General features: G+C 75.7%; 1 protein-coding gene. It reads right to left on the bottom strand.

What is annotated here, in order from left to right:
* Positions 1 to 15 precede the first annotated feature (15 nt).
* The gene (locus tag OH807_RS20005; RefSeq protein WP_406200667.1) at positions 16 to 24,861 is read right to left on the bottom strand and encodes a non-ribosomal peptide synthase/polyketide synthase; all 24,846 of its coding nucleotides are present in this window, start codon (positions 24,859 to 24,861) and stop codon (positions 16 to 18) included.

The raw sequence follows: 24,861 nt of genomic DNA, 5'->3' as shown, positions 1-24,861 counted from the left end.
GTCTCTTGTCTCCACTCAGAACTCGAAGTCTTCTTCGAACGCGTCGATCTCGTCCTGGTCGAGATCCAGCAGGGGCGCGGGATCCTTCGCGACGGGGGGCGGCGGCACGGCCCGGACGGCGGTGGCCGAGGGGTGCGCGGCGTGGGCGACGAGCGCGCGCAGGGCGGTGAACCAGGCCTCGGCGAGGCCGCGGACCTCGTCCTCGGTGAACAGGCCGTCCGGCCAGCTCCAGGAGGCGACCAGGTGCGGGCCGTCCGGGCGTTCCTGGGCCAGCGAGTTCAGCTCCAGCGCGTGCCCGGCGGGCATCGCGGCGTCGCTGCCGCCCAGGCCGCCGTCGCCGTTGTCCTCGGCGCCGTCGGAGCCGAAGCGGCCGAGGTAGTTGAAGCCGATCTGCGGGGCGGGCAGTGCGGCGAGGGTGCCCGCCGTCTCCGGGTTGAGGTGGCGCAGCAGCCCGTACCCGGCGCCGTTGTCGGGCAGGGCGGCCAGCCGGCCGGCCACCCGGGCCAGTGCGGTGCCGACGGCGGGCCCGCCGGCCTGGATCTCCGGCCAGTCGGCGGCGGTGACGCCGGGGTCCAGCCGGAGCGGGAACATGCTGGTGAACCAGCCGACCGTCCGGGAGACGTCGGCGTCCGGGAGGACGCCGGTGAGCAGCTCCTCGCGGCCGTGGCCCTCCAGGTCGAGCAGGACGCCGGACCGGCGCTCCCGGCCGCGGCCGTCGTCCCAGACGGTGACGGCGAGCGCGAAGGCGGTGAGCAGCACCTCGTTGATGCCGGTGCCGAGGGTGCTGGGCACCGTGGTCAGCAGCGGCCCGGTGACGTCCGCGGGCAGGGTCAGGGCGAGCTGGCGGGCGGTGGCGCCGACGTCCCGGCCCGGGTCCAGTGCCCGGGTACCGAGCGGAACCTCCCGGTGGCCGGCCAGCATGCCCGTCCAGACCGGCAGTTCGGCGACCCGTTCGGGGGTGAGGGCGGCCCGGGCCAGGGCGCGGGCCCAGGCGCGGAACGACGTCCAGACCGGTTCCAGGACGGGCGGGCGGCCGGCGGCCACCGCCTCGTGGGCGGCCAGCAGGTCCGGCATCAGGATCCGCCAGGAGACGCCGTCCATGACGAGGTGGTGCACGATCAGCAGCAGCCTCCCGGGGGCGTCCGGCCCGGCGTCGAACCAGAGCGCCTGGACCATGAGTCCGGCGTCCGGGTCGAGCCGGTCCTGTGCGGCGCGGCCCTCGGTGTCCACCCGGGCGGCCGTGGCGGCGGCGGTCAGGCCCGTCACGTCGGTCCGGTGGAGCACGTCGGCGGCGCGCAGGGTGCCCTTCGGCGGGACGTCCAGCGTCCAGCCGGCGGGGGTGCGGACCAGCCGGGCGCGCAGGGCGTCGTGGTGGTCAAGGACGGCCTGGAGCACGGCGTGCAGCACGTCCTCGGTGAGGCCGCCGGGGACGGGGACCAGCACGGACTGGTTGAACCCGTCGATCCGGCCGCCCAGTTCGCGCAGCCACCGGACGATCGGGGTGGCCGGCAGGGCGCCGACGGCCGGGTCCGCGCCGTCCGGGTCGGCGGCGAGCGCGAGTTCGGCGGGGGACTCGGGCAGGGCGGCGGCCAGGGCGGCCACCGTCTTGTGGGCGAACACCTCGCGCGGGGTCAGCAGCAGCCCGGCCAGGCGGGCCCGGCCGACCAGCTGGACGGAGGTGATGCTGTCGCCGCCGAGGGTGAAGAAGCTGTCGTCGGCGCCGACCGCGGGGAGCCCGAGGACTTCGGCGAAGAGCGCGGCGAGGAGCTTCTCGCGGTCGGTGGCGGGGGCCCGGCCGACCGGGCGGTCGGCGAAGTCGGGCGCCGGCAGGGCCTTGCGGTCGAGCTTCCCGTTGGTGTTCAGCGGCAGGGCGTCCAGGACGAGGACGGCGGCCGGGACCATGTAGTCGGGCAGGGCGGCGGCCGCGTGCTCGCGCAGGGCGGCCGGGTCCGGGGTGCGGCCCTCGGCGGGGACGGCGTAGCCGGCCAGGATCCGGACGCCGGGGCGGTCCTCGCGGACGACCACGGCGGCCCGGGCGACGTCCGGGTGGCCGGCGAGCACGGCCTCGATCTCGCCGAGCTCGATCCGGAAGCCGCGGACCTTCACCTGGAAGTCGGTCCGCCCGAGGTAGTCGATGGTGCCGTCGGGCGCCCAGGCGGCGAGGTCGCCGGTGCGGTACATCCGGCTGCCGGCCGGGCCGTACGGGTCGGCGGTGAAGCGCTCGGCGGTGAGGCCGGGGCGGCCCAGGTAGCCGCGGGCCAGGCCGGCGCCGGCGAGGTAGAGCTCGCCGGGCACCCCGGCCTCCACCGGGCGGAGGGCCGAATCCAGCACGTAGGCGCGGGTGTTGAGCATCGGCCGGCCGATGGACGGGGCGGCCGCGGCGCCGTCGAGCACCGCCGTGGTGGACCAGATGGTGGTCTCGGTCGGTCCGTAGACGTTGAGCACGGACCGGCCGGCGGCCGCCATCGCCGCGGCCAGCGCGGCCGGGACGGCCTCGCCGCCGACCAGCATCCGCAGGCCCCGCAGGGCGTCGGGCACCTGCGTGGTCAGGCTCTGCCAGAGCGACGGAGTGGCCTGCAGGACGGTGCCGTCGTGCTTGGCGACGAGCGCGGCGAGCGCCTCGGGGTCGAGGACGTCCTCCTTGCCCGCGAGGACGACGGCGGCGCCGGCGAGCAGCGGCAGGTAGAGCTCCAGGGCGGCGATGTCGAAGGAGACGGTGGTGACGGCGACCAGCCGGTCGGTGCCGTCCATCGGGACGCGCACCGCCATGTCGGTCAGGAAGTTGTCCAGCGCCGCGCGCGGGACGACCACACCCTTGGGCCGGCCGGTCGAGCCGGAGGTGTAGATCGCGTAGGCGGGCGTGCGGTCCCCGGGCGGGGCCGGGACCGGGGCCGGGGCCGGGCCGGTGGCGAGCGCGGCCGCGGTGGCCGGGTCGTCCAGCAGCAGGGCCGGGGTGCCGGGCAGCGCCCGGGCGGTGGCGCGGGTGGTGAGCAGCAGGGCGGGTGCCGCGTCCGCGAGGACGTACGCCAGCCGCTCGGCGGGGTGCTCGGGATCGAGCGGGACGTAGCCGGCCCCGGACTTCAGCACGGCCAGCAGGGCGACCGGCAGGTCGGCGGTGCGCGGCAGCGCGACGGCGACGTACCGTTCGGGCCGGGCGCCGCGTTCGGCCAGCAGGCGGGCCAGCCGGTCGGAGCGGCGGTCGAGTTCGGCGTAGCTGAGCCGGTCGTCGCCGCTGATCACGGCGGTGGCGTCCGGGGTCGCCGCGACCTGGCGGGCGAACCGCGCGGTCAGCGACTCCAGGCCCGGGTCGGCCTCGGCCTGGCCGGCCCACTCGCCGAGGATCCGCCGCTCGGTGGCGGCGTCGCCCAGCCGCAGCCGGCCGACCGGCTGCCCGGCCCGGGCGGCGGCCCCGGCCAGCAGCCGGACGAAGGCCGCGGCCAGCGCGTCCACCCGGTCCTGGCCGAGCAGGTCGGGCCGGTGCGCGAGGTCCAGGCCGAGGGCGCGGCCCAGGCTGACGGTCAGGCTGAGCGGGTAGTGCGTGGACTCGTGGTTGTCGCCGCCCACGATGCCCAGCCCGCCGGCGGCCGTGCGCAGCCCGTCGGCGTCGAGCGGGTAGTTCTCGAACACCACCAGGGTGTCGAAGAGTTCGCCGAGCCCGGCGATCCGCTGGAGGTCGGCCAGCGGGAGGTACTGGTGGTCCATCAGGCCGGCCTGCTGGTCCTGGAGGCGTTCCAGCAGGGCGCCGAAGGTCTCCGCCGGGTCGAGGGTGACCCGGACCGGCAGGGTGTTGATGAACAGGCCGACCATCGTCTCGACGCCCGGGACCTGCGGCGGGCGGCCGGAGACGGTGCCGCCGAAGACCACGTCGTCCCGGCCGGTGAGCCGGCCGATCACGAGGGCCCAGGCGGCCTGCACCACGGTGTTGACGGTGAGTCCGTGCTCGCGGGCCCAGCGGGCCAGCGCGGCGGTCTCCGCCTCCGGCAGCTCCAGCCGGGTGCGGACGGGCAGCACCGGGGCGCGGGAGGCGTCGGGGGCGGCGAGCAGGGTCGGCTCCTCCAGCCCGTCCAGCACCTGCCGCCAGGCCGCCTCGCCGGCCTCCCGGTCCTGGCCGGCGATCCAGCCCAGGTACTCGCGGTACGGGGTGACCCGCGGCAGCGCGGAGCCGTCGCCGGCCGTGGCGTAGAGGGAGAAGAGCTCGCCGAGGAGGACAGGCATCGACCAGCCGTCCAGCAGCAGGTGGTGGTGGCTGATCACCAGCCGGTACCGGTCGGCCGCGGTGCCGATCAGGGTGAACCGCATCAGCGGGGGCCGGTCGAGGTCGAACCGCGTGGTCCGGTCCTCGGCGACCAGCCGGTCGGCCGCCGCGGCCCGCTCGGCGGCGGGCAGGTGGGTGAGGTCCTCCTCCCGGAACGGCAGGTCGACGCGGGCCGGGATCACCTGGAGCGGCGTCGCCAGGCCGTCGTGGCGGAACGCGGCGCGCAGGTTGGCGTGCCGGGCGAGCAGGGTGTGCAGGGCGGTGCGCAGCGCGGTGGTGTTCACCGGTCCTTCGATGTCGAGGGCGAGTTGGACGGTGTAGACGTCCTGGCCGTCGGTGTCGTAGGTGGCGTGGAAGTGCAGGCCCTGCTGGAGCGGGGAGAGCGGGAGCAGGTCGGTGAGGGGGCCGTGGTCGGCCTCCAGGGCGTCGATCTGCTGCTGGGTGACCTCGACGAGCGGGCGGACGTCGGACGGGGTCAGCCCGCCGTCGGTGGTCGCCGCGAGGGCGCGCAGGCTCGCGAACCACGCCTCGGCCAGGGCGCGGACCTCGTCCTCGGTGAACAGGCCGTCGGGCCAGGACCAGTCGGCCGTCAGCCGGGGGCCGTCGGCGTGGCCGAGGGCGGCGGCGTTCAGCTCGATCGCGTGCGCCAGCGGCATCGCCGGGTCGCGCCCGTCGCCGAGGTCGGCGTCGGTGCGCAGCGCCCAGTCGGCGCCGCTGGTGTCGTCGCCGGTGCTGGCGTCGAAGCGGCCGAGGTAGTTGAAGCCGATCTGCGGGCGGGGGAGTGCGGCGAGGGTGGCGGCGGTGTCGGGGTGGTGGCGGAGCAGGCCGTAGCCGATGCCGTTGTCGGGCAGGGCGTGCAGCTGTTCCTTGACGGCCTTCAGGGCCCGGCCGGGGTCGCCGTCGGCGCCCGGGTCCAGGAGCACCGGGAACATGCTGGTGAACCAGCCGGCGGTGCGGGAGGTGTCGGCGCCCTCGACCACGGACTCGCGGCCGTGGCCCTCCAGGTCCACCAGGACCTGCGTCGAGCCGTTGGCCCGCCAGGCGTTGACGGCCAGGGCGAAGCCGGTGAGCAGCACGTCGTTGACGGTGGCCCGGTGGCGCGCGGCCGTGTCGGTCAGCAGGGCGGTGGTGACGTCGGCCGGCAGGGTCAGCGCCAGGTGCCGGACGGTGGCCGCGGTGTGCACGGCCGGGTCGAGCGGCTCGCTGCCGAGCTGCTCGTCGTCGGTGGCCGACTGGGCCTGCCAGAGGGGGAGTTCGGTGGTGCGGTCGAGGGTGGTGAGGTGTTGGGCCCAGTGGCGGAAGGAGGTGGGGACGGGTTCGAGGGGGGTGGCGTCGTGGGCGTGGGCGAGGTCGGGGAGGAGGGTGCGCCAGGTGACGCCGTCGACGACGAGGTGGTGGGCGGTGAGGAGGAGGCGGTGGTGGTTCCGGAACCAGACGGCTTGGAGCATGGTGCCGTGGTCGGGGTCGAGGCGTTGTGCGGCGGCGCGGGCTTCGTCGGGGAGGGTGGTGAGGTCGTTGGTGGTGGTGCGGAGGAGGTCGGTGGCGCGCAGGGTGCCGGGGGTGGGGATGTGGAGGTTCCAGGTGTCCTGGCCGCGGACGAGGTGGGCGCGCAGGGTGTGGTGGTGGTCGAGGAGGGTTTGCAGGGCGGTGGTGAGGCGTTCGGGGGTGGTGTCGGTGGGGGTCTGGACGAGCATCGACTGGTTGAAGCCGTCGATGGGGCCGCCGAGTTCGCGGAGCCAGCCGATGATGGGGGTTTCGGGGACGAGGCCGTAGGCGGTTTCGGGGGCTTCGGTGGGGGTGGTGGTGGCGGTGGTGGCGACGGTGGCGAGAGCCTGTGGGGTGCGGTGCTGGAAGACCTCGCGGGCGGTGAGGAGGAGTCCGGCCTTGCGGGCGCGGCTGACGAGTTGGATGGAGACGATGCTGTCGCCGCCGAGTTCGAAGAAGCTGTCGTCGGGGGAGACGGTGTCGATGCCGAGGAGGTCGCGGTAGATGCCGCAGAGGATCTCTTCGGTGGGGTTGGCGGGCGGGCGGCCGGTGCCGGTGCCGTTGTACTCGGGAGCGGGGAGTTGCTTGCGGTCGAGCTTGCCGTTGGCGGTGAGCGGGAGGGCGTCCAGGGCGACGAACGCCGACGGCACCATGTACTCGGGCAGCGCCGCCGCGAGGTGCGCACGCAGCACCGCCTCGTCCAGCACCCCGCCGCGCGGCACGACGTACCCGACCAGGCGCTTGATGCCGGGCCGGTCCTCGCGGACGACCACGGCGGACCGCTCCGCGCCCTCGTACCGGGCGAGCACGGTCTCGATCTCGCCGAGCTCGATCCGGAAGCCGCGGATCTTCACCTGGTCGTCGGCACGGCCCAGGTAGTCGATCTGCCCGGCCCTGGTCCAGCGGACCACGTCGCCGGTGCGGTACATCCGGCTGCCGGCCGGGCCGAACGGGTCGGCCACGAAGCGCTCGGCGGTGAGGTCGGCCCGGCCGAGGTAGCCGCGGGCCAGGCCGGCGCCCGCGAGGTGGAGCTCGCCCGCGACGCCCGGCGGGACGGGGCGCAGCGCCGCGTCCAGCACGTAGGCGCGGGCGTTGCCGACCGGGCGGCCGACCAGCGGGCGGTCGGTGTCGGTGGTGCTCGTGGTGAGGCTGTCGACGGTGGCCTCGGTGGGCCCGTACAGGTTGTAGCCGGTGACGCCCGGGGTGCGGGCGAGCTCCTGCCACAGGGCCTGGCCGACCGCCTCGCCGCCGAGCGCGAGGATCCGTGGCCGGGCCGAGGCGTCCCGGACGAGGCCGTGCTCGACCAGCTGCTCGGCGTAGGACGGCGTGAGCTCGAGGAAGTCGACGCCGTGCGTGCGGACGTACCCGATCAGGGCGGCCGGCTCGCGGCGGGTGTCGTCGTCCACGAGGTGCAGCTCGTGGCCGGCGACCATCCACAGCAGCGGGTCGAGCGAGGCGTCGAAGGAGACGGCGGCGGTCAGCGCGGCGCGCAGCGGCCGGCCGGCGGCCGCGATCTCGGCCGCGTACAGCTCGCCGAAGTGGTGGTGGAAGAGGTTGCCGAGGCCCGCGTGCGGGACGACGACGCCCTTCGGCCGCCCGGTCGAGCCGGAGGTGTGGATCACGTACGCCGGGTGCCCGGGAGCCAGCGGGGCCGTCCGGTCGGCGTCGGTCGGTGCGGTGGCGGGGAGTTCGTCCAGCCGGTGGGCGACCGCCGGGGACTCCAGGTCGATCCGCAGGCCGCCGCGCTCGGCGGGCAGCGCGTCGCGGGCCCCGGCCCCGGTGATGACGGCGGCGGTGCCGGCGTCCTGGAGCAGCCGGGCGATCCGGTCGGCCGGGTGCGCCGGGTCCACCGGGAGGTAGGCGGCGCCGGCCTTCGTCACCGCCAGCAGCGCCACCACGAGGTCGGCGGTGCGCGGCAGGGCGACGGCCACGAACTGCTCGGGGCCGATGCCCAGGCCGATGAGCAGCCGGGCCAGCCGGTTCGCCCGGGCGTCCAGGTCGGCGAAGCCGATCCGCTCGGCCCCGGCCACCAGGGCGGTGGCGTCGGGGGTGCGGGCGGCCTGCGCCTCGAACAGGGCCGGCAGGGTGGTGGCGGGCACCGGGCGGGCGGTGTCGTTCCACGTGGTGAGCACCGTGCGGCGCTCGGCGGCGGTCAGCACGTCCAGTTCGGACAGCGGGCGGTCCGGTGCGCCGACCAGGGCGGCCACGGCGCGGGCGAACCGGTCCGCGAGCGAGGCCGCCGTCTCCCGGTCGAACAGGTCGGTCGCGTACTCGATCCGGCCGGCCAGCCCGGCGGGCGTGCCGTCGGCGGCGAACTCCTCGGCGAGCTGGAAGGACAGGTCGAACTTGGCGCCGTCCACCTCGGCCGGGTGCGCCTCGACGGCGAGGCCGGGCAGGTCGAGGGCGGCGACCGCGTTGTTCTGGAAGGAGAGCATCACCTGGAACAGCGGGTGACGGGCCAGTGAACGCTCCGGGTTGAGCAGCTCGACGAGCCGCTCGAACGGCACGTCCTGGTGGGCGTACGCGGCGAGGTCGGTCTCCCGGACCCGGCCCACCAGCTCGCGGAAGGTCGGGTCGCCGGACAGGTCGGTGCGCAGCACCAGGGTGTTGACGAAGCAGCCCACCAGGTGGTCGAGCGCCTCGTCGGTGCGGCCCGCGACGGGCGAGCCGATCGGGATGTCCTCGCCGGCGCCGAGCCGGCCGAGCAGGGTGGCCAGCGCGGCCTGGACGACCATGAACACGCTGGCGTTGGCCTCCCGGGCCAGTGCGGCCAGCGGTGCGTGCGCCTCGGCCGGCAGCCGCAGCGGCACGGTGCTGCCGCGGAAGCTGAGCTCGGCGGGGCGCGGCCGGTCGGCGGGCAGGGCCAGCTCCTCGGGCAGCCGCGCCAGGGTCTGCTGCCAGTAGCCGGCCTGCCGGGCGAGCTCGCCCGCGCCGTCCTGCTCGTCGCCGAGGACGTCGGCCTGCCAGAGCGTGTAGTCCGCGTACTGGACCGGTAGCGGGGTGAACTCCGGTGCCGCGCCGCCCAGTCGGGCGGTGTAGCCGGTGGCGAGGTCGGCGGCCAGCGGGGCCATCGACCAGCCGTCGCCGGCGATGTGGTGCAGCACCAGGAGCAGCACGTGGGTGCGCTCGTCCACGGTGAACAGGTGGGCGCGCAGCGGGATCTCGGTGGCCAGGTCGAAGTCGAGGGCGGCGGCCGCGGCCACCGCCCCGGCGGTGTACGGGGCGACCGTCAGCTCCGGCCGGGCGGAGCCCGCGGCGAGCACCCGCTGCCGGGGGTGGCCGTCGGTGTCGGGGAAGACGGTGCGCAGGCTCTCGTGCCGGTCGGTCAGGTCGCCGAGCGCGGCCCGCAGCGCCGCCGGGTCGAGCGGGCCGGTGAGCCGGACGGCGAGCGGCAGGTTGTAGGTGCCGGTGCGCTGCTCGAAGCGGTTGAGGAACCAGAGCCGGCGCTGCGCCGCGGAGAGCGGGACGGACTCCGGACGGAGCCGGGCCACCAGCGGGCGGCGGGCCCGGGCCGCGGCGCCGATCCGCTCGGCCAGCCCGGCCACCGTCGGCGTCTCGAACAGGGCGCGGACCGGGAGCTCGGCACCGAACAGGGTGCGGATCCGGCTGACCACCCGGGTGGCGAGCAGCGAGTGGCCGCCGAGGTCGAAGAAGCCGTCGTCGACGGAGACCCGGGCGACGCCGAGCACCTCGGCGAAGAGCGCGGTGAGCTGCTCCTCCTGCGCCGTGCGCGGCTCCCGTCCGGCGCCGGCCGCCGCCCCGAAGTCGGGGGCGGGCAGGGCGCGGCGGTCCAGCTTGCCGTTGGGGTTGAGCGGCAGCGCCGCCAGGGTGACGAAGGCGGCCGGGACCATGTACTCGGGCAGGGCGGCGGCCACGTGGGCGCGCAGCACGGCCGGGTCGGCGGGCTCGCCGGCCGGCACCGCGTAGGCGACGATCCGCTGGTCGCCGGGGGTGTCCTCGCGGACCAGCACGGCGACCCGGGCGACGGCGGGGTGCTTGGCGAGCACGGCCTCGATCTCGCCGAGCTCGATCCGGAAGCCGCGGACCTTCACCTGGAAGTCGGTGCGGCCCAGGTACGCGATCTCCCCTTCGGCGTTCCAGCGGACGAGGTCGCCGGTGCGGTACATCCGGCTGCCGGCCGGGCCGTACGGGTCGGCCACGAAGCGCTCGGCGGTCAGCGCCGGGCGGTGGAGGTAGCCGCGGGCCAGGCCCTCGCCGGCGAGGTAGAGCTCGCCGGGCACGCCGGGCGGCACCGGTCGCAGCCGCTCGTCCAGGACGAGGGCCCGGGTGTTCCGCCGGGGCCGGCCGATCGGCGGGGTGCGCCCGGCGGAGTCGTCGCCGTCGTACCAGGCGGTGGCGTAGACGGTGGCCTCGGTCGGACCGTAGATGTTGGCGAGCGCGGCTCCGGGCACGGCGGCCCGGATCGCGTCGGCGGTGTGGGCGGAGAGGCCCTCGCCGGCGAGCACCACGAGGTCGGCGCCGAACCGCGGGGCACCGGCCTGGCCGAGGGTGTGGGCCAGCGCCGAGGGCACCGCGCTGACCAGGCCGAACTGCCGGCCCTCGGGCATGTCGAGCAGGGCCAGCACGTCGCGGACGAGTTCGATCCGGCCGCCGGAGAGCAGCGGGCCGAAGAGTTCGAAGACCGAGACGTCGAAGTTGAGCGAGGTCGCGGCGAGCACGTCGGCGAGCCGCTCGGCGCCGATGTCGGAGGCCGCCCAGGCGGCGAGGTCGACCACGTTGCGGTGCGGGACGACGACGCCCTTGGGCAGGCCGGTGGAGCCGGAGGTGTAGATCACGTACGCGGGGTGGCGCACGTCCAGCGGGCGGAGGCGATCGGTGTCCGTCAGGTCGGTGCCGGGGAGGGCCGCGAGCCGCTCCCGGACGGCGGGGTCGTCGAGCAGCAGGGTGCGGACGCCGGCCGGCAGGACCGCGGCCGCCTCGCCGGTGCTGAGCACCAGGGCGGGCGCGGCGTCGCCGAGCATGTGGGCGATCCGGTCGGCCGGGTAGCCGGGGTCGACGGGCAGGTAGGCGGCCCCGGACTTGAGCACGGCCAGCAGGGCGACGATCAGGTCGGCGGTGCGCGGCAGGGTGAGCGCGACGAAGTGCTCCGGTCCGGCTCCCTCGGCGACCAGCAGGCGGGCCAGCCGGTTGGCGCGGGCGTTGAGCTCGCCGTAGGAGAGTTCGGTGCCGGCGTGCAGCACGGCCGGGGCGTGCGGGGTCCGGGCGGCCTGCGCCTCGAAGAGGTCCGGCACGGTGGCCGCGGCGATCTCGTGCCGGGTGTCGTTCCAGCCGTCCAGGACCAGGCCGCGCTCGGCCGGGGTGAGCAGGTCCACGGCGGTGACCGGCCGGTCGGGGTCGGCGGTGACGGCGTCGAGCAGCCGGGCCAGCCGCTCGCCGAAGCGCTCGGCGGTGCTGCGGTCGAAGAGGTCGGCGGAGTACTCCAGCACCCCGGTCAGGCCGGCCGGGCGGGGTGCGCCCGCCGGGTCGTCCGCGGTGAAGGTCTCCTCCAGGGAGAACAGCAGGTCGAACTTGGCGGCGCCGAGCCGGACGGGCAGGGCGGTGGCCCGCAGCCCGTCGAGGTCGAGCACGGCCCCGGCGTTGTTCTGGAAGGCGATCATGACCTGGAAGAGCGGGTGCCGGGCCAGCGAACGCGCCGGGTTGAGCACCTCGACCAGCCGCTCGAAGGGCACGTCCTGGTGGGCGTACGCGGCGAGGTCGGTCTCCCGGACCCTGGCAAGCAGCTCGGCGAAGGTCGGGTCGCCGGACAGGTCGGTGCGCAGCACCAGGGTGTTGACGAAGAAGCCGACCAGGTCGTCGAGGGCTTCGTCGGTCCGGCCCGCGATGACGCTGCCGAGCGGGATGTCCTCGCCGGCGCCGAGCCGGTTCAGCAGGGTGGCCACGGCGGCCTGGACCACCATGAAGACACTGGCGTTGTGGTCCCGGGCCACGGCGGCGATCCGCGCGTGCACCTCGGCCGGCAGGGCCAGCGGGACGGAGCCGCCCCGGTAGCTGACGTCCGCCGGGCGGGGCCGGTCGGCGGGCAGGGCCAGCTCCTCGGGCAGGCCGGCCAGCGCGGTGCGCCAGTGCTCGATCTGCCGGGCCAGCGGGGCGGCCGGGTCGGCCTCGTCGCCGAGGACCTCGGCCTGCCAGAGGGTGTAGTCCGCGTACTGGACCGGCAGCGGCTCCCAGGCGGGGGCGCCGCCCGCCCGGCGGGCGTCGTAGGCGGTGCCGAGGTCGCGGGCGAAGGGCGCCAGGGACCAGCCGTCGCCGGCGATGTGGTGCAGCACGACCAGCAGCACGTGCTCGGTGGCGGAGAGCCGGAACAGCCGGGCCCGCAGCGGCGGCCGGGTGGTGAGGTCGAAGCCCTCGGCCACCGCGGCGGCCAGTTCGGCGTCGAGCGCCGCCCCGCCGTCGGCCGGTTCGGTGACCGGCAGGGCGGGGGCGGCCGCCGCGGCGGACAGCACGCGTTGGCGCGGCCGGCCGTCGACGTCGGGGAAGACCGTGCGCAGGCTCTCGTGCCGGGCGGTGACGTCGCCGAGCGCGGCGTGCAGGGCCGCCACGTCGAGTGCGCCGTCCAGCCGCAGCGCGAGCGGCAGGTTGTACGAGGAGCCGGCGTCCTCGAAGCGGTTGAGGAACCAGAGCCGGCGCTGCGCGGGGGAGAGCGGCACCTCCTCCGGCCGCGGGCGGGCGGTGAGCGCGGCCCGGGCCTGCCCGGCCGCCGACACCCGCTCGGCGAGTGTGGCGACGGTCGGGGCCTCGAACAGCGCACGGACCGCCAGCTCCACGCCGAACACCGGGCGGATCCGGCTGACCAGGCGGGTGGCGAGCAGCGAGTGCCCGCCGAGGTCGAAGAAGCTGTCGTCGACGGAGACCGCGGGCAGGCCCAGGACGTCCGCGAACAGCCCGGCCAGGATCTCCTCCTGCGGGGTGCGCGGGGCCCGGCCGCCGGCCGCCCCGAAGTCGGGGGCCGGCAGGGCGCGCCGGTCCACCTTGCCGTTGCCGGTCAGCGGCAGTGCGGCCAGCAGGACGTGCGCGGCGGGCACCATGAAGCCGGGCAGGCCCTCGGCGGCGTGCGCGCGCAACTCGGCCGGGGACGGTGCGGCCCCGGGCGCGGGCACGACGTAGGCGACGATCCGCTGGTCGCCCGGGTTGTCCTCGCGGACCACGGCGGAGACCTGGGCGACGGCGGGGTGCGTGGCGAGCACGGCCTCGATCTCGCCGAGCTCGATCCGGAAGCCGCGGACCTTCACCTGGTCGTCGGTGCGGCCCAGGTAGTCGAGCGCGCCGTCGGCGTTCCAGCGGACGAGGTCGCCGGTGCGGTACATCCGGGCGCCGGCCGGGCCGTACGGGTCGGCGGTGAAGCGCTCGGCGGTCAGAGCGGGGCGGCCCAGGTAGCCGCGGGCCACGCCGTCGCCGGCGATGTAGAGCTCGCCGGCTACGCCCTGCGGGACGGGGCGCAGGGCCGCGTCCAGCACGTACACCCGCATGCCGTCGAGCGGGCGGCCGATCGGCACGGCCGCCGGGATCTCGGCGACGGAGCCGATCCGGTGGGTGGTGGCGAAGGTGGTGGTCTCGGTCGGGCCGTAGCCGTCGACCACGGTCAGGCCCGGGCAGGCCTCCAGGACGCGGCGGACGGCGGCGGCGGGGACGACGTCGCCGCCGGTCCACACCTGGCTGACCCGGGCCAGGCTGGCGGGCCCGTCCTCGGCGATCAGCCGGAACAGCCCGGCCGTCAGCCACAGCGCGGTGACGCCGTGCCGGGTGACGGTCTCGCGCAGCCGGACGGCGTCGAGGTCCCCGGCGGGCGCGACGACCACCTGGCCGCCGCCGAGCAGCGGCACCCAGAGCTCGTAGGTGGAGGCGTCGAAGGCGGTCGGCGAGTGCAGCAGCACCCGCTCGTGGCCGGACTCGAAGCGGCGGTCCTCGGCGAGCGCGACGATGTCGCGGTGGGTGACGCCGACGCCCTTGGGCAGGCCGGTCGAGCCGGAGGTGAACATCACGTAGGCCAGCTGGTCCGGTGCCACCACCACGTCCGGGGCGTGGGCGGGCCCGTCGGCCAGGGCGGGGGCGGCCTCGATCACGGTCAGCCCGGGGGCACCGGTACCGGCACCGTCGTCGAGCCGGGCGGCGACGTCGCCCGCCGCGTCGGCGACCAGGACGGTGGCGCCGGTCTCGGCCAGGATGTGCCGCATCCGGGACGCCGGGAACCGCGGGTCGAGCGGAACGTACGCGGCACCGGCCTTGAGCACCCCGAGCACGGCCGCGACCAGCTCGGGCGAGCGCTCCATCAGCAGCGCGACCCGGTCCTCGGCGCGCACGCCGGCGGCGAGCAGCCGGTGGGCGAGCCGGTTGGCGCGGGCGTCCAGCTCGCCGTAGGAGAGGGTGCCGCTGTCGGAGACGACCGCCTCGGCGGCCGGTGCCCAGCCGGCCAGGTCGGCGAAGAGCCGGGTGACCACCGGTTCGGCGCTCTGCGCGGCGCGCGCGGTGTCGTTGAAGGCTCCGACGAGCCGCTCCCGCTCCTCGGTGCCGAGCAGCGGGATCCGGCCGACGGGGGCGGCCAGGAGCTCCGGGGCCCCGGCGAGCACCCCGGTCAGCCGGTCCATCAGCGCCTGCGCCGCGGCCGTGTCGAAGAGGTCCGGGCGGTGGTCCAGCCGCAGCTGGAGGCGCTCGCCGGGGACGCCGGTGAGGATCAGCGGGTAGTGGGTGGCGTCGTGGCCCTCCAGGCCGGTGACGCGCAGGCCGGCGCCGATCTCCAGCACGTCGGCGTCGAGCGGGTAGTTCTCGAACACCACCAGGGTGTCGAAGAGTTCGCCGAGCCCGGCGGCCTGCTGGAGGTCGGTGAGGCCGAGGTACTGGTGGTCCATCAGGCCGGCCTGCTGGTCCTGGAGGCGTTCCAGCAGGGCGCCGAGGGGCTCCGCCGGGTCGAGGACGACGCGGACCGGCAGGGTGTTGATGAACAGGCCGACCATCGTCTCGATGCCGGGGACCTGCGGCGGGCGGCCGGAGACGGTGCCGCCGAAGACCACGTCCGTCCGGCCGGTGAGCTGGCCGACGACCAGCGCCCAGGCGGCCTGGAGCAGGGTGTTCAGGGTGGTGCCCGTGGTCCGGCCGAGACCGGTGAGCCGCGCGGTGAGGTCGGCCGTCAGCTCGGCGGTGACCCGGTCGGGCGCGCTCGGGCCGCCGTCGCCGCCCGCGGGCGCGACCAGGGTGGGCTCGGCCAGCCCGTCGAGCAGCCGCCGCCAGGCCGCCTCGGCGACGGCGCGGTCCTGGCCGGCCAGCCAGGTCAGGTAGTCGCGGTGCGGGGTGACCCGGGGGAGGACGCCGCCGGCGCCCGCGTACAGCGTGAACAGCTCCTTCACCAGGACGGGCATGGACCAGCCGTCCAGCAGCAGGTGGTGGTTGGTGACGACCAGCCGGTGCTGCTGCTCGCCGGTGCGGAGCAGCGCGAAGCGCATCAGCGGTGCCCGCGCCGGGTCGAAGCGGTCGGCGCGGTCCGCCGCCATCCAGGCGGGGACGGCCGCGGCGGGGTCGCCGGAGAGGTCCGCCTCCTGCCAGGGCACCTCGACCCGGGCCGGGATCACCTGGAGCGGGGTGTCCAGGCCGCCGTCGTGGCGGAACGCCGCCCGCAGCGCCCCGTGCCGGGCGAGCAGGCCCTCGGCGGCGGTGCGCAGCGCGGCCGCGTCCAGCGGTCCTTCGATGTCGAGGGCGAGTTGGACGGTGTAGACGTCCTGGCCGTCGGTGTCGTAGGTGGCGTGGAAGTACAGGCCCTGCTGGAGCGGGGAGAGCGGGAGCAGGTCGGTGAGGCGGCCGTGGTCGGCCTCCAGGGCGTCGATCTGCTGCTGGGTGACCTCGACGAGCGGGCGCAGGTCGGACGGGGTCAGCCCGCCGGCCCCGGGGGAGGCGGTGTGGGCGACCAGGGCGCGCAGGCGGGCGAACCAGCCCTCGGCGAGGGCGCGGACCTCGTCCTCGGTGAACAGCGCGGCCGGCCAGGACCAGTCGGCCGTCAGCCGGGGGCCGTCGGGGTGCTCGACCGTGACGGCGTTGAGGTCGATCGCGTGGGTCAGCCGCATGCCCGGCTCCCGGCCGTCGCCGAGGTCGGCGTCGGACCGCAGGGCCCAGTCGGTGGCGTCGTCGCCGGTGGTGGCGTCGAAGCGGCCGAGGTAGTTGAAGCCGATCTGCGGGCGGGGGAGTGCGGCGAGGGTGGCGGCGGTGTCGGGGTGGTGGCGGAGCAGGCCGTAGCCGATGCCGTTGTCGGGCAGGGCGTGCAGCTGTTCCTTGACGGCCTTCAGGGCGAGGCCGGGGTCGCTGCCGCTGCCGGCGTCGAGGCGGACCGGGAACATGCTGGTGAACCAGCCGGCGGTGCGGGAGGTGTCGGCGCCCTCGACCACGGACTCGCGGCCGTGGCCCTCCAGGTCCACCAGGACGTCGGTGCCGGTGCCTTCGCGCCAGGCGGCGACGGCGAGCGCGAAACCGGTGAGCAGCACGTCGTTGGCGGTGGCCCGGTAGGCGGCGGCGGCCTCGGTCAGCAGCGGGCCCGTCACCTCGGCGGGCAGGGTGAGCGACAGGTGCCGGACGGTACCGGCGGTGTCGGTCTCCGGGTCGAGCGGCCGGGCGCCGACCAGTGGGTCGGGCCCCGTCAGCTGGGCCTGCCAGAGGGGGAGTTCGGTGGTGCGGTCGAGGGTGGTGAGGTGTTGGGCCCAGTGGCGGAAGGAGGTGGGGACGGGTTCGAGGGGGGTGGCGTCGTGGGCGTGGGCGAGGTCGGGGAGGAGGGTGCGCCAGGTGACGCCGTCGACGACGAGGTGGTGGGCGGTGAGGAGGAGGCGGTGGTGGTTCCGGAACCAGACGGCTTGGAGCATGGTGCCGTGGTCGGGGTCGAGGCGTTGTTGGGCGGCGCGGGCTTCGTCGGGGAGGGTGGTGAGGTCGTTGGTGGTGGTGCGGAGGAGGTCGGTGGCGCGCAGGGTGCCGGGGGTGGGGATGTGGAGGTTCCAGGTGTGCGGGCTGCGGACGAGGCGGGCGCGCAGGGTGTGGTGGTGGTCGAGGAGGGTTTGCAGGGCGGTGGTGAGGCGTTCGGGGGTGGTGTCGGTGGGGGTCTGGACGAGCATGGACTGGTTGAAGCCGTCGATGGGGCCGCCGAGTTCGCGGAGCCAGCCGATGATGGGGGTTTCGGGGACGAGGCCGTAGGCGGTTTCGGGGGCTTCGGTGGGGGTTTCGGTGGCGGTGGTGGCGATGGTGGCGAGGGCTTCGGGGGTGCGGTGCTGGAAGACCTCGCGGGCGGTGAGGAGGAGTCCGGCCTTGCGGGCGCGGCTGACGAGTTGGATGGAGACGATGCTGTCGCCGCCGAGTTCGAAGAAGCTGTCCTCGGGGGAGACGGTGTCGATGCCGAGGAGGTCGCGGTAGATGCCGCAGAGGATCTCTTCGGTGGGGTTGGCCGGCGGGCGGCCGGTGCCGGTGCCTGAGTGCTGGGGTGCGGGGAGTTGCTTGCGGTCGAGCTTGCCGTTGGCGGTGAGCGGGAGGGCGTCCAGGGCGACGAACGCCGACGGCACCATGTAGTCGGGGAGGGTGGCACCGATGTGGGCGCGCAGGGCGTCCGGGTCGAGCGGGTGGCCTGCCGAGGGGACGACGTAGGCGACGAGCCGCTTGGTGCCCGGCTGGTCCTGACGGACGATCACGGATCCGTGGGCGACGGCGGGGTGGGTGCCGAGTACGGTCTCGATCTCGCCGAGTTCGATGCGGAAGCCGCGGATTTTGACTTGGTCGTCGGCGCGGCCTTGGTAGTGGAGTTGGCCGTCGGGTGTGCGGCGGGCGAGGTCGCCGGTGCGGTACATGCGGGTGCCGGCGGGGCCGTGGGGTGAGGCTACGAAGCGTTCGGCGGTGAGGTCGGGGCGTCGGTGGTAGCCGCGGGCGAGGCCGGGGCCGGTGAGGTAGAGCTCGCCGGTGGTGCCGGGGGGGACGGGTCGGAGTGTGGTGTCGAGGATGTGGGTGTGGGTGTTGGGGATGGGGGTGCCGATGGTGGGGGTGCCGGTTCCGGGGGTGAGGGGGGTGCTGATGGTGGCGGCGACGGTGGATTCGGTGGGGCCGTAGGCGTTGACGAGGTGGTGGTGGGTGGCCCAGTGGTCGACGAGTTCGGCGGGGGTGGTGTCGCCGCCGACGATGAGGGTGTGGAGGTGGGGGTAGGGGCGGTGGGGGACGCTGGCGAGGGCGGCGGGGGGGATGAGGGCGTGGGTGATGCGGTGGGTGGTGAGGGTGTCGGCGAGGGGTTCGCCGGCGAGGGGTCCGGGTGGGGGGACGACGAGGGTGGCGCCGGCGGTGAAGGTGAGGACGAGTTCGAGGACGGAGGCGTCGAAGCTGGGGGAGGCGAATTGGAGGATGCGGCTGTGGGGGGTGGGGGTGAAGCGTTGGAGTTCGGCGGTGGCGAGGGCGGCGATGCCGGTGTGGGTGACGATGACGCCTTTGGGGCGGCCGGTGGAGCCTGAGGTGTAGATGATGTAGGCGGGGTTGGCGGGGTCGGGGGTGCTGGTGGGCCGGGTGGTGGGTTCGTTTTCGTAGGTGGGGAGTTGGCGTAGGACGAGGGTGGGGTTGGCGTCCTGGAGCATGTAGGTGATGCGGTCTGTCGGGTAGTCGGGGTCGATGGGGAGGTAGGCGGCGCCGGTTTTGAGGACGGCGAGTTGGGCGATGACGATGTCGGTGGAGCGGGGGAGGAGCAGGGCGACGGTGTGTTCGGGGCCGATGTCGTGCTGGGTGTGGAGGTGGTGGGCGAGTTGGTTGGCGTGTGTTTCGAGTTGGGCGTAGGTGAGGGTGTGGTTGCCGTTGGTGAGGGCGGGTGCGTGGGGGGTGGTGTCGGCGGCTCGTTCGAAGAGGCCGTGGAGGGTGGTGGGTTCGAGGTGGTGGTGTTCGCCGGTCCAGGTGGTGAGTTGGGTGTGTTCCTGGTGGGTGAGGATGTCGATGTCGCCGATGGGGGTGTCGGGGTGGTCGGCGATGGTGGTGAGGACGGTGAGGAGGCGTTCGGCGAGGGTGTGGGCGGTGGTGCGGTCGAAGAGGTCGACGGCGTACTCGATGCTTCCTTCCAGCCCCGCCACCGACTCCGCCAGCGTGAACGAGAGGTCGAACTTCGCGGTGTCCAGCCGGACCGGCTGCGGGCTCACCTCGACGCCGGGCAGCGCCAGTCGGTCGGAGGGGATGTTCTGGAGCTGGAACGACACCTGGAAGAGCGGGTGCCGGGCCGTCGACCGCTCCGGGCTCAGCGCCTCCACCAGGCGCTCGAACGGCACGTCCTGGTGGGCGTAGGCGGCGAGCGCCGTCTCCCGGACCCGGCCCAGCAGTTCGCGGAAGCTCGGCCGCCCCGACAGGTCGGTGCGCAGCACCAGGGTGTTGATGAAGAAGCCGACCAGGTCGTCCAGCGCCTCGTCGGTGCGGCCGGCCACCGGTGAGCCGACGGGGATGTCCTCCCCGGCGCCGAGCCGGTGCAGCAGCGTCGCCAGTGCGGCCTGGACGACCATGAACAGGCTGCTGCCGGTGGTCCGGGCCAGCTCCTCCAGCCGGGCGTGCAGCTCGGCGGGGACGGTGAACGGGACGGTGTCGCCGCGGTGGCTCATCCGGGCCGGGCGGGGCCGGTCGGTGGGCAGTGCCAGCTCCTCGGGCAGGCCGGCCAGCGCGGTGCGCCAGTGCTCGACCTGGCGGTTCAGCTCGCCCGCCGGGTCGTCCTCGTCGCCGAGCACCTCGGCCTGCCAGAGCGTGTAGTCCGCGTACTGGACCGGCAGCGGGGTGAACTCCGGCGCCGCGCCGCCCAGTCGGGCCGCGTACGCGGTGGAGAGATCGCGGGCCAGCGGAGCCATCGACCAGCCGTCGGCGGCGATGTGGTGCACCACCACCAGCAGCACGTGCTCGTCCTCGGCCAGGCTGAGCAGGTGGGCGCGGACGGGTACCGCGGTGGCGAGTGCGAAGCCCTCCGCGGCCGCCTCGGCGAGCGCCGCGTCCAGGGTGTCGGCGGTGACGGCGGTGCGGAGCAGCCGGGGCCGGGCGGCCGGGTCGGCGGGGGCCAGGACGAGCTGCTCGGGGTGGCCGTCGGTGTCGGGGAACAGCGTGCGCAGGGCCTCGTGCCGGTCGGTGAGGTCGCCGAGCGCCTCGGCCAGAGCCCCGGCGTCGACCCGGCCGCGCAGCCGCAGCGAGAGGCCGAGGTTGTAGGTGCCGTTGCCGTCGGGGCCGTCGAAGTGGCTGAGGAACCAGAGCCGGCGCTGGGCGTGGGAGAGCGGGATGCGGGCGGGCCGGCTCTGCGGCCGCAGGGCCGCCCGGGCGCCGGCGGCGCCGTCCAGGGCGGTGGCGAGCGCGGTGACGGTGGGGGCCTCGAAGAGGGCGCGGACGGTCAGCTCGGCGCCGGCCTCGGTGCGGATCCGGCTGACCAGGCGGGTGGCGAGCAGTGAGTGCCCACCGAGGTCGAAGAAGCTGTCGTCGGCGGAGACGGCGTCGAGGCCGAGGACCTCCGCGAACAGGCCGGCCAGCAGCAGTTCCCGCCGTCCGCGCGGGGCCCGGCCGGTGCCCGCCGCGCCCGCGAAGTCGGGGGCGGGCAGGGCGCGCCGGTCGAGCTTGCCGTGGGTGGTGACCGGCAGCGCGTCCAGCACCAGGACGGCGGCCGGGACCATGTAGTCGGGCAGGGCGGCGGCCACGTGCGTCCGCAGCTCGGCCGGGTCGGCCGCGCCGTCGGCGGCCGGGACGACGTAGCCGACCAGCCGCTTGTCCCCGGGGCGGTCCTCGCGGGCCAGGACGGCCGCCTGCGCCACCGAGGGGTGGCCGAGCAGCGCGGCCTCGACCTCGCCGAGCTCGATCCGGAAGCCGCGGATCTTGACCTGGTCGTCGATCCGGCCGAGGTAGTCGAGTGCGCCGTCGGCCGTCCAGCGGGCGAGGTCCCCGGTGCGGTACATCCGGGTGCCGGCCGGGCCGTAGGGGGAGGCGGTGAAGCGCTCGGCGGTCAGGCCGGGGCGGCCCAGGTAGCCCTGGGCGAGGCCGGCGCCGGTGAGGTAGAGCTCGCCGGGCACGCCGGGCGGCACCGGGCGCAGCCGCTCGTCCAGGACGAGGACGCGGGTGTTGGTGATCGGGCGGCCGATGGTGGGCGCGCCGGCGCCCGGGACGAGCGGGTCGGACATGGTGGCGCAGACGGTCGACTCGGTCGGGCCGTACGCGTTGACCATCCGGCGGCCGTCGGCCCAGCGGTCCACCAGCTCGGCCGAGCAGGCCTCGCCCGCGGTCACCAGGGTCATGTCGGTGGGCAGCGTCGCCCCGCCCATCGCCGCCAGCACGACCGGCGGCAGCGTGGCGTGGGTGACCCGCTGCTCGGCCAGCAGGGTGGCGAGCGGCTCGCCGGCGGCCAGCCGCTCGGCGGGCGCCAGGACCAGCGCCGAGCCGTTGATCAGGGTGGTCAGGATCTCCCACATCGAGGCGTCGAAGCTGGGCGAGGAGAACTGCAGCACCCGGTGCCCGGCGCCGCTGCCGAACCACGTCCGGTGGGCGGCGGCCATGCTGGCGGCGCCGGTGTGGGTGACCACGACGCCCTTGGGGCGGCCGGTGGAGCCGGAGGTGTAGATGACGTACGCGGGGTCCTGGAGGGTGAGCGGCACGGCGGCGAGCGGCTCGGCGGGCAGCTCGGCGGTGTCCAGCAGCAGCCGGGGGGTGCCGTCGGCGGGCAGCGCGGCCTGGCGCGCGGTGCTGGTGACGACCAGGCAGGGGCGGGCGTCGCCGAGGATGTACGCGATCCGGTCGGCCGGGTAGTCCGGGTCGACCGGCAGGTAGGCGGCGCCGGCCTTCATCGCGGCCAGCAGGGTGACCACGGTGTCCACACCGCGGCCGAGGGCGACCGCGACGGTGCGGCCGCGGCCGGCGCCGTGCGCGGCGAGCAGCGCGGCCAGCCGGCCGGCCCGCTCGTCCAGCTCGCGGTAGCCGAGCACGGTGGCCTCGTGCACCAGGGCCGGGGCGTCCGGGGCGCCGGCGGCCCGGGCGGCGAACAGCGCGGGCACGGTGGCGGCCGGCACGTCGGCGGCGGTGTCGTTCCAGGTGTCGAGGATGCGGGTGCGCTCGTCGTCGCCCAGCAGGTCGACGGTGCCGATCCGGGTGGCGGGGTCGGCGGTGACCGCCTCGACGAGCCGCCGGAACCGCTCGCCCAGGCCCGTCACGGTGCCCTCGTCGAAGAGGTCGCGGGCGAACTCGAAGCTCGCCGCGAGGCCGGCCGGGCGGCCGTCGCCGTCGAAGCGCTCGCCGAGCCGCAGCGACAGGTCGAACTTGGCGGTGTCGGTCTCCGTCCGGCGGATCGCCACGTCCAGGCCGGGCAGCTCCAGCAGCGGCGCCGCGTTGTCGTCCAGCGCCAGGGTGACCTGGGCGAGCGGGTGGCGGGCCAGCGAGCGGACCGGGTTGAGGACCTCCACCAGGCGCTCGAACGGCACGTCCTGGTTGCCGTACGCGGTCAGGTCGAACTCGCGCACCCGGTCGACCAGTTCGCGGAAGGTCGGGTCGCCGGAGACGTCGGTGCGCAGCACCAGGGTGTTGACGAAGAAGCCGACCAGGTCGTTCAGCGCCTCGTCGGTGCGGCCGGCGATGACGGTGCCGACGGGGATGTCGTCGCCGGCGCCGAGCCGGTGCAGCAGCGCGGCGAGTGCGGCCTGCGCGACCATGAAGACGCTGGCGCCGGACTCCCGGGCCAGGGCGAGCAGCTGCCGGTGGGTGCCGGCGGTGAGCTCGAAGGCGACCTTGCCGCCGCGGTGGCCGGCCACCGGCGGGCGCGGGCGGTCGGCGGGCAGGGTGAGCTCCTCGGGCAGCGCCGCCAGGGCGTCCCGCCAGTGCGCGATCTGCCGGGCGAGCGGGCTCTCCCCGTCCCGCTCGTCGCCGAGCAGCTCCTGCTGCCAGAGCGTGTAGTCGGCGTACTGGACCGGCAGCGGGGTGAACCGCGGGGCCTCGCCGCGCAGCCGGGCGGCGTAGGCGAGGCTGAGGTCGCGGGTGAACGGGGCGACCGACCAGCCGTCCCCGGCGATGTGGTGGACCAGCAGCAGCAGTACGTGCCGCTCCGGGGCGAGCGTGAACAGGTGGGCCCGGACCGGGACTTCGGCGGCGAGGTCGAAGCCGCGGGTGGCGGCCGCGGCCAGCAGGCCGTCCAGCGCGCCCTCGTCGGCGACCTCGGTGACCTCCAGCACGGGGCGGGCGGCGGCCGGCTCCAGGACGTGCTGGTACGGGGCGCCGTCCAGCTCGGGGAAGACGGTCCGCAGGCTCTCGTGCCGGGCGGCGACGTCGGCGAGCGCGGTGCGCAGCGCGTCCGCGTCCGGGCGGCCGGTGAGCTCGACGGTGAGACCGTCGTTGTACGCGGCCTTTCCGCTGTCGTGCTCCATCTGGTTGAGGAACCAGAGCCGGTTCTGCGCGGCGGAGAGCGGCAGCCGGCCGGGGCGCGGGCGGGCGGTGAGGGCCGGCCGGGCGGCCGGGGCGGCGGGGGCGGCCGCGGCGGTGTCGCCGGTCAGGCCGAGGGCCTCGGCGAGGGTGGCGACGGTGGCGTTCTCGAAGACGGTGCGCAGGGTGAGCTCGGCGCCGAGCTCCTTGCGGATGCGGCCGACCAGCCGGGTGACCTGGAGCGAACTGCCGCCGAGCAGGAAGAAGTTGTCGTCGATCGAGCCGACCTGTTCGTCCAGCACCTCGGTGAACAGCCGGCAGAGGCCCTCCTCGGCGGCCGACCGCGGGGCGCGGGCGGCGGCGGGAAGGGCGGCGGCGGGAAGGGCTGCGGGCGCGGGCCCGGCATCGGCCTCGACGGCCCGGGCGCGCCGCGGCGGCGCGGTGAGGTCCGCGGCGACGGCGTCCACCCGGTCGGTGAGCGCGGCGCTGCCCAGCCGGTGCAGGAACGAGAGGAAGGTCCGCTGGTAGGCGCCCAGCTCCTCGCCGTCGTACAGGTCGGGGTTGGCGTCGAAGTCGATCTGCAGGCCGGCGCCGGTGCCCCGGTCCCAGACGATGAAGGAGATGTCGTCGGCGGGGCCGATGGAGAGGGTGTGCGGGCGCGCGGCGTGCCCGCCGAACCGCAGGTCGTAGTCGAACATCATGATGTTGACGTGCGGGCCGACCAGCCGGCGGTCCTCGGCGAGCATCCCGAGGTCGCGGCGCAGGTCCTCGAACTGGTAGCGCTGGTGCTTCATCGCGGCCCGCATCTCGGCGGAGACCAGGGCCAGCAGCTCCCCGACGGTGCCGGCCGGGTCGACGGCGATGCGCAGCGGCAGCACGTTGGCGACCATGCCGGGCACGCTGCGGGCGTTCTTGCCGAGCCGGGTGGTGACCGGCAGGCCGAGCACCACCTCGGGGGAGCCGGTGAGCCGGCCGAGCCACAGGGCGATGGCGGCGATCAGCGCGGGCGGCCAGGCGACCCCGGCGTCGCCGGCGAGGGAGCGCAGCCGGTCGGCCTCGGAGGTCGCGAGGTGGGCGGTGCGGCGGACGAGCTCCCGGGCCAGCCGCGGCTGTTCGCCGGAGAGGCTGACCGGCTCGGGGCAGTCCCGGAGCCGCGCCGTCCAGTAGTCCCGGTCCGCGGCGAAGCGCTCGGAGTCGCGGTACTCCGCCTTCTCCGCCAGCAGCCGGCCGAGCGGGGCGAACGGGCTCGCCGGGACGGGTGCGCCGGCCGCGAGCGCCGAGTAGACGGCGGCGGTCCGCCGGGCGATCAGGTTGACGGTGAAGCCGTCCACCAGCAGGTGGTGGTAGCGGTAGAGCCAGAGGTGGCGGCCCTCGGCGACCTTGAACAGCGCGAAGAGGAAGAGCCGGTCCTGTTGCGGGTCGAGCGGGCGGGCGAAGTCCTCGGCCATCCAGGCGCGGGCCGCCGCCCAGGGGTCGGGGGTGCCGGTGACGTCCACCACGTGCAGCGACCAGTCGAGTTCGGCGGCCGGCACGATCCGGGCGGCCGGGCCGCTCTCGGTCTCGGTGAACCGCAGGCGCAGCGTCTCGGCCTCACCGACGACCCGGCGCAGCGCGGCCTCGAACAGCTCCGCGTCCACCGGTCCGCCGATTTCCAGGAATTCGCCGGTGTTGAAGATCGTGTTCTGCGGATTCAACTGCTGCGCGTACCAGACACCCGACTGGGCGGCGGTCAGCGGCAGCAGTACTCCCTGGAGGTCGGACAC

The organism is Kitasatospora sp. NBC_01560, from assembly GCF_045208415.1.
In the GTDB taxonomy this organism is placed as follows: Bacteria; Actinomycetota; Actinomycetes; order Streptomycetales; family Streptomycetaceae; genus Kitasatospora.
Note: the sequence above shows the minus strand (reverse complement) of the source record. Positions and strands in the feature narration are given on the sequence as shown.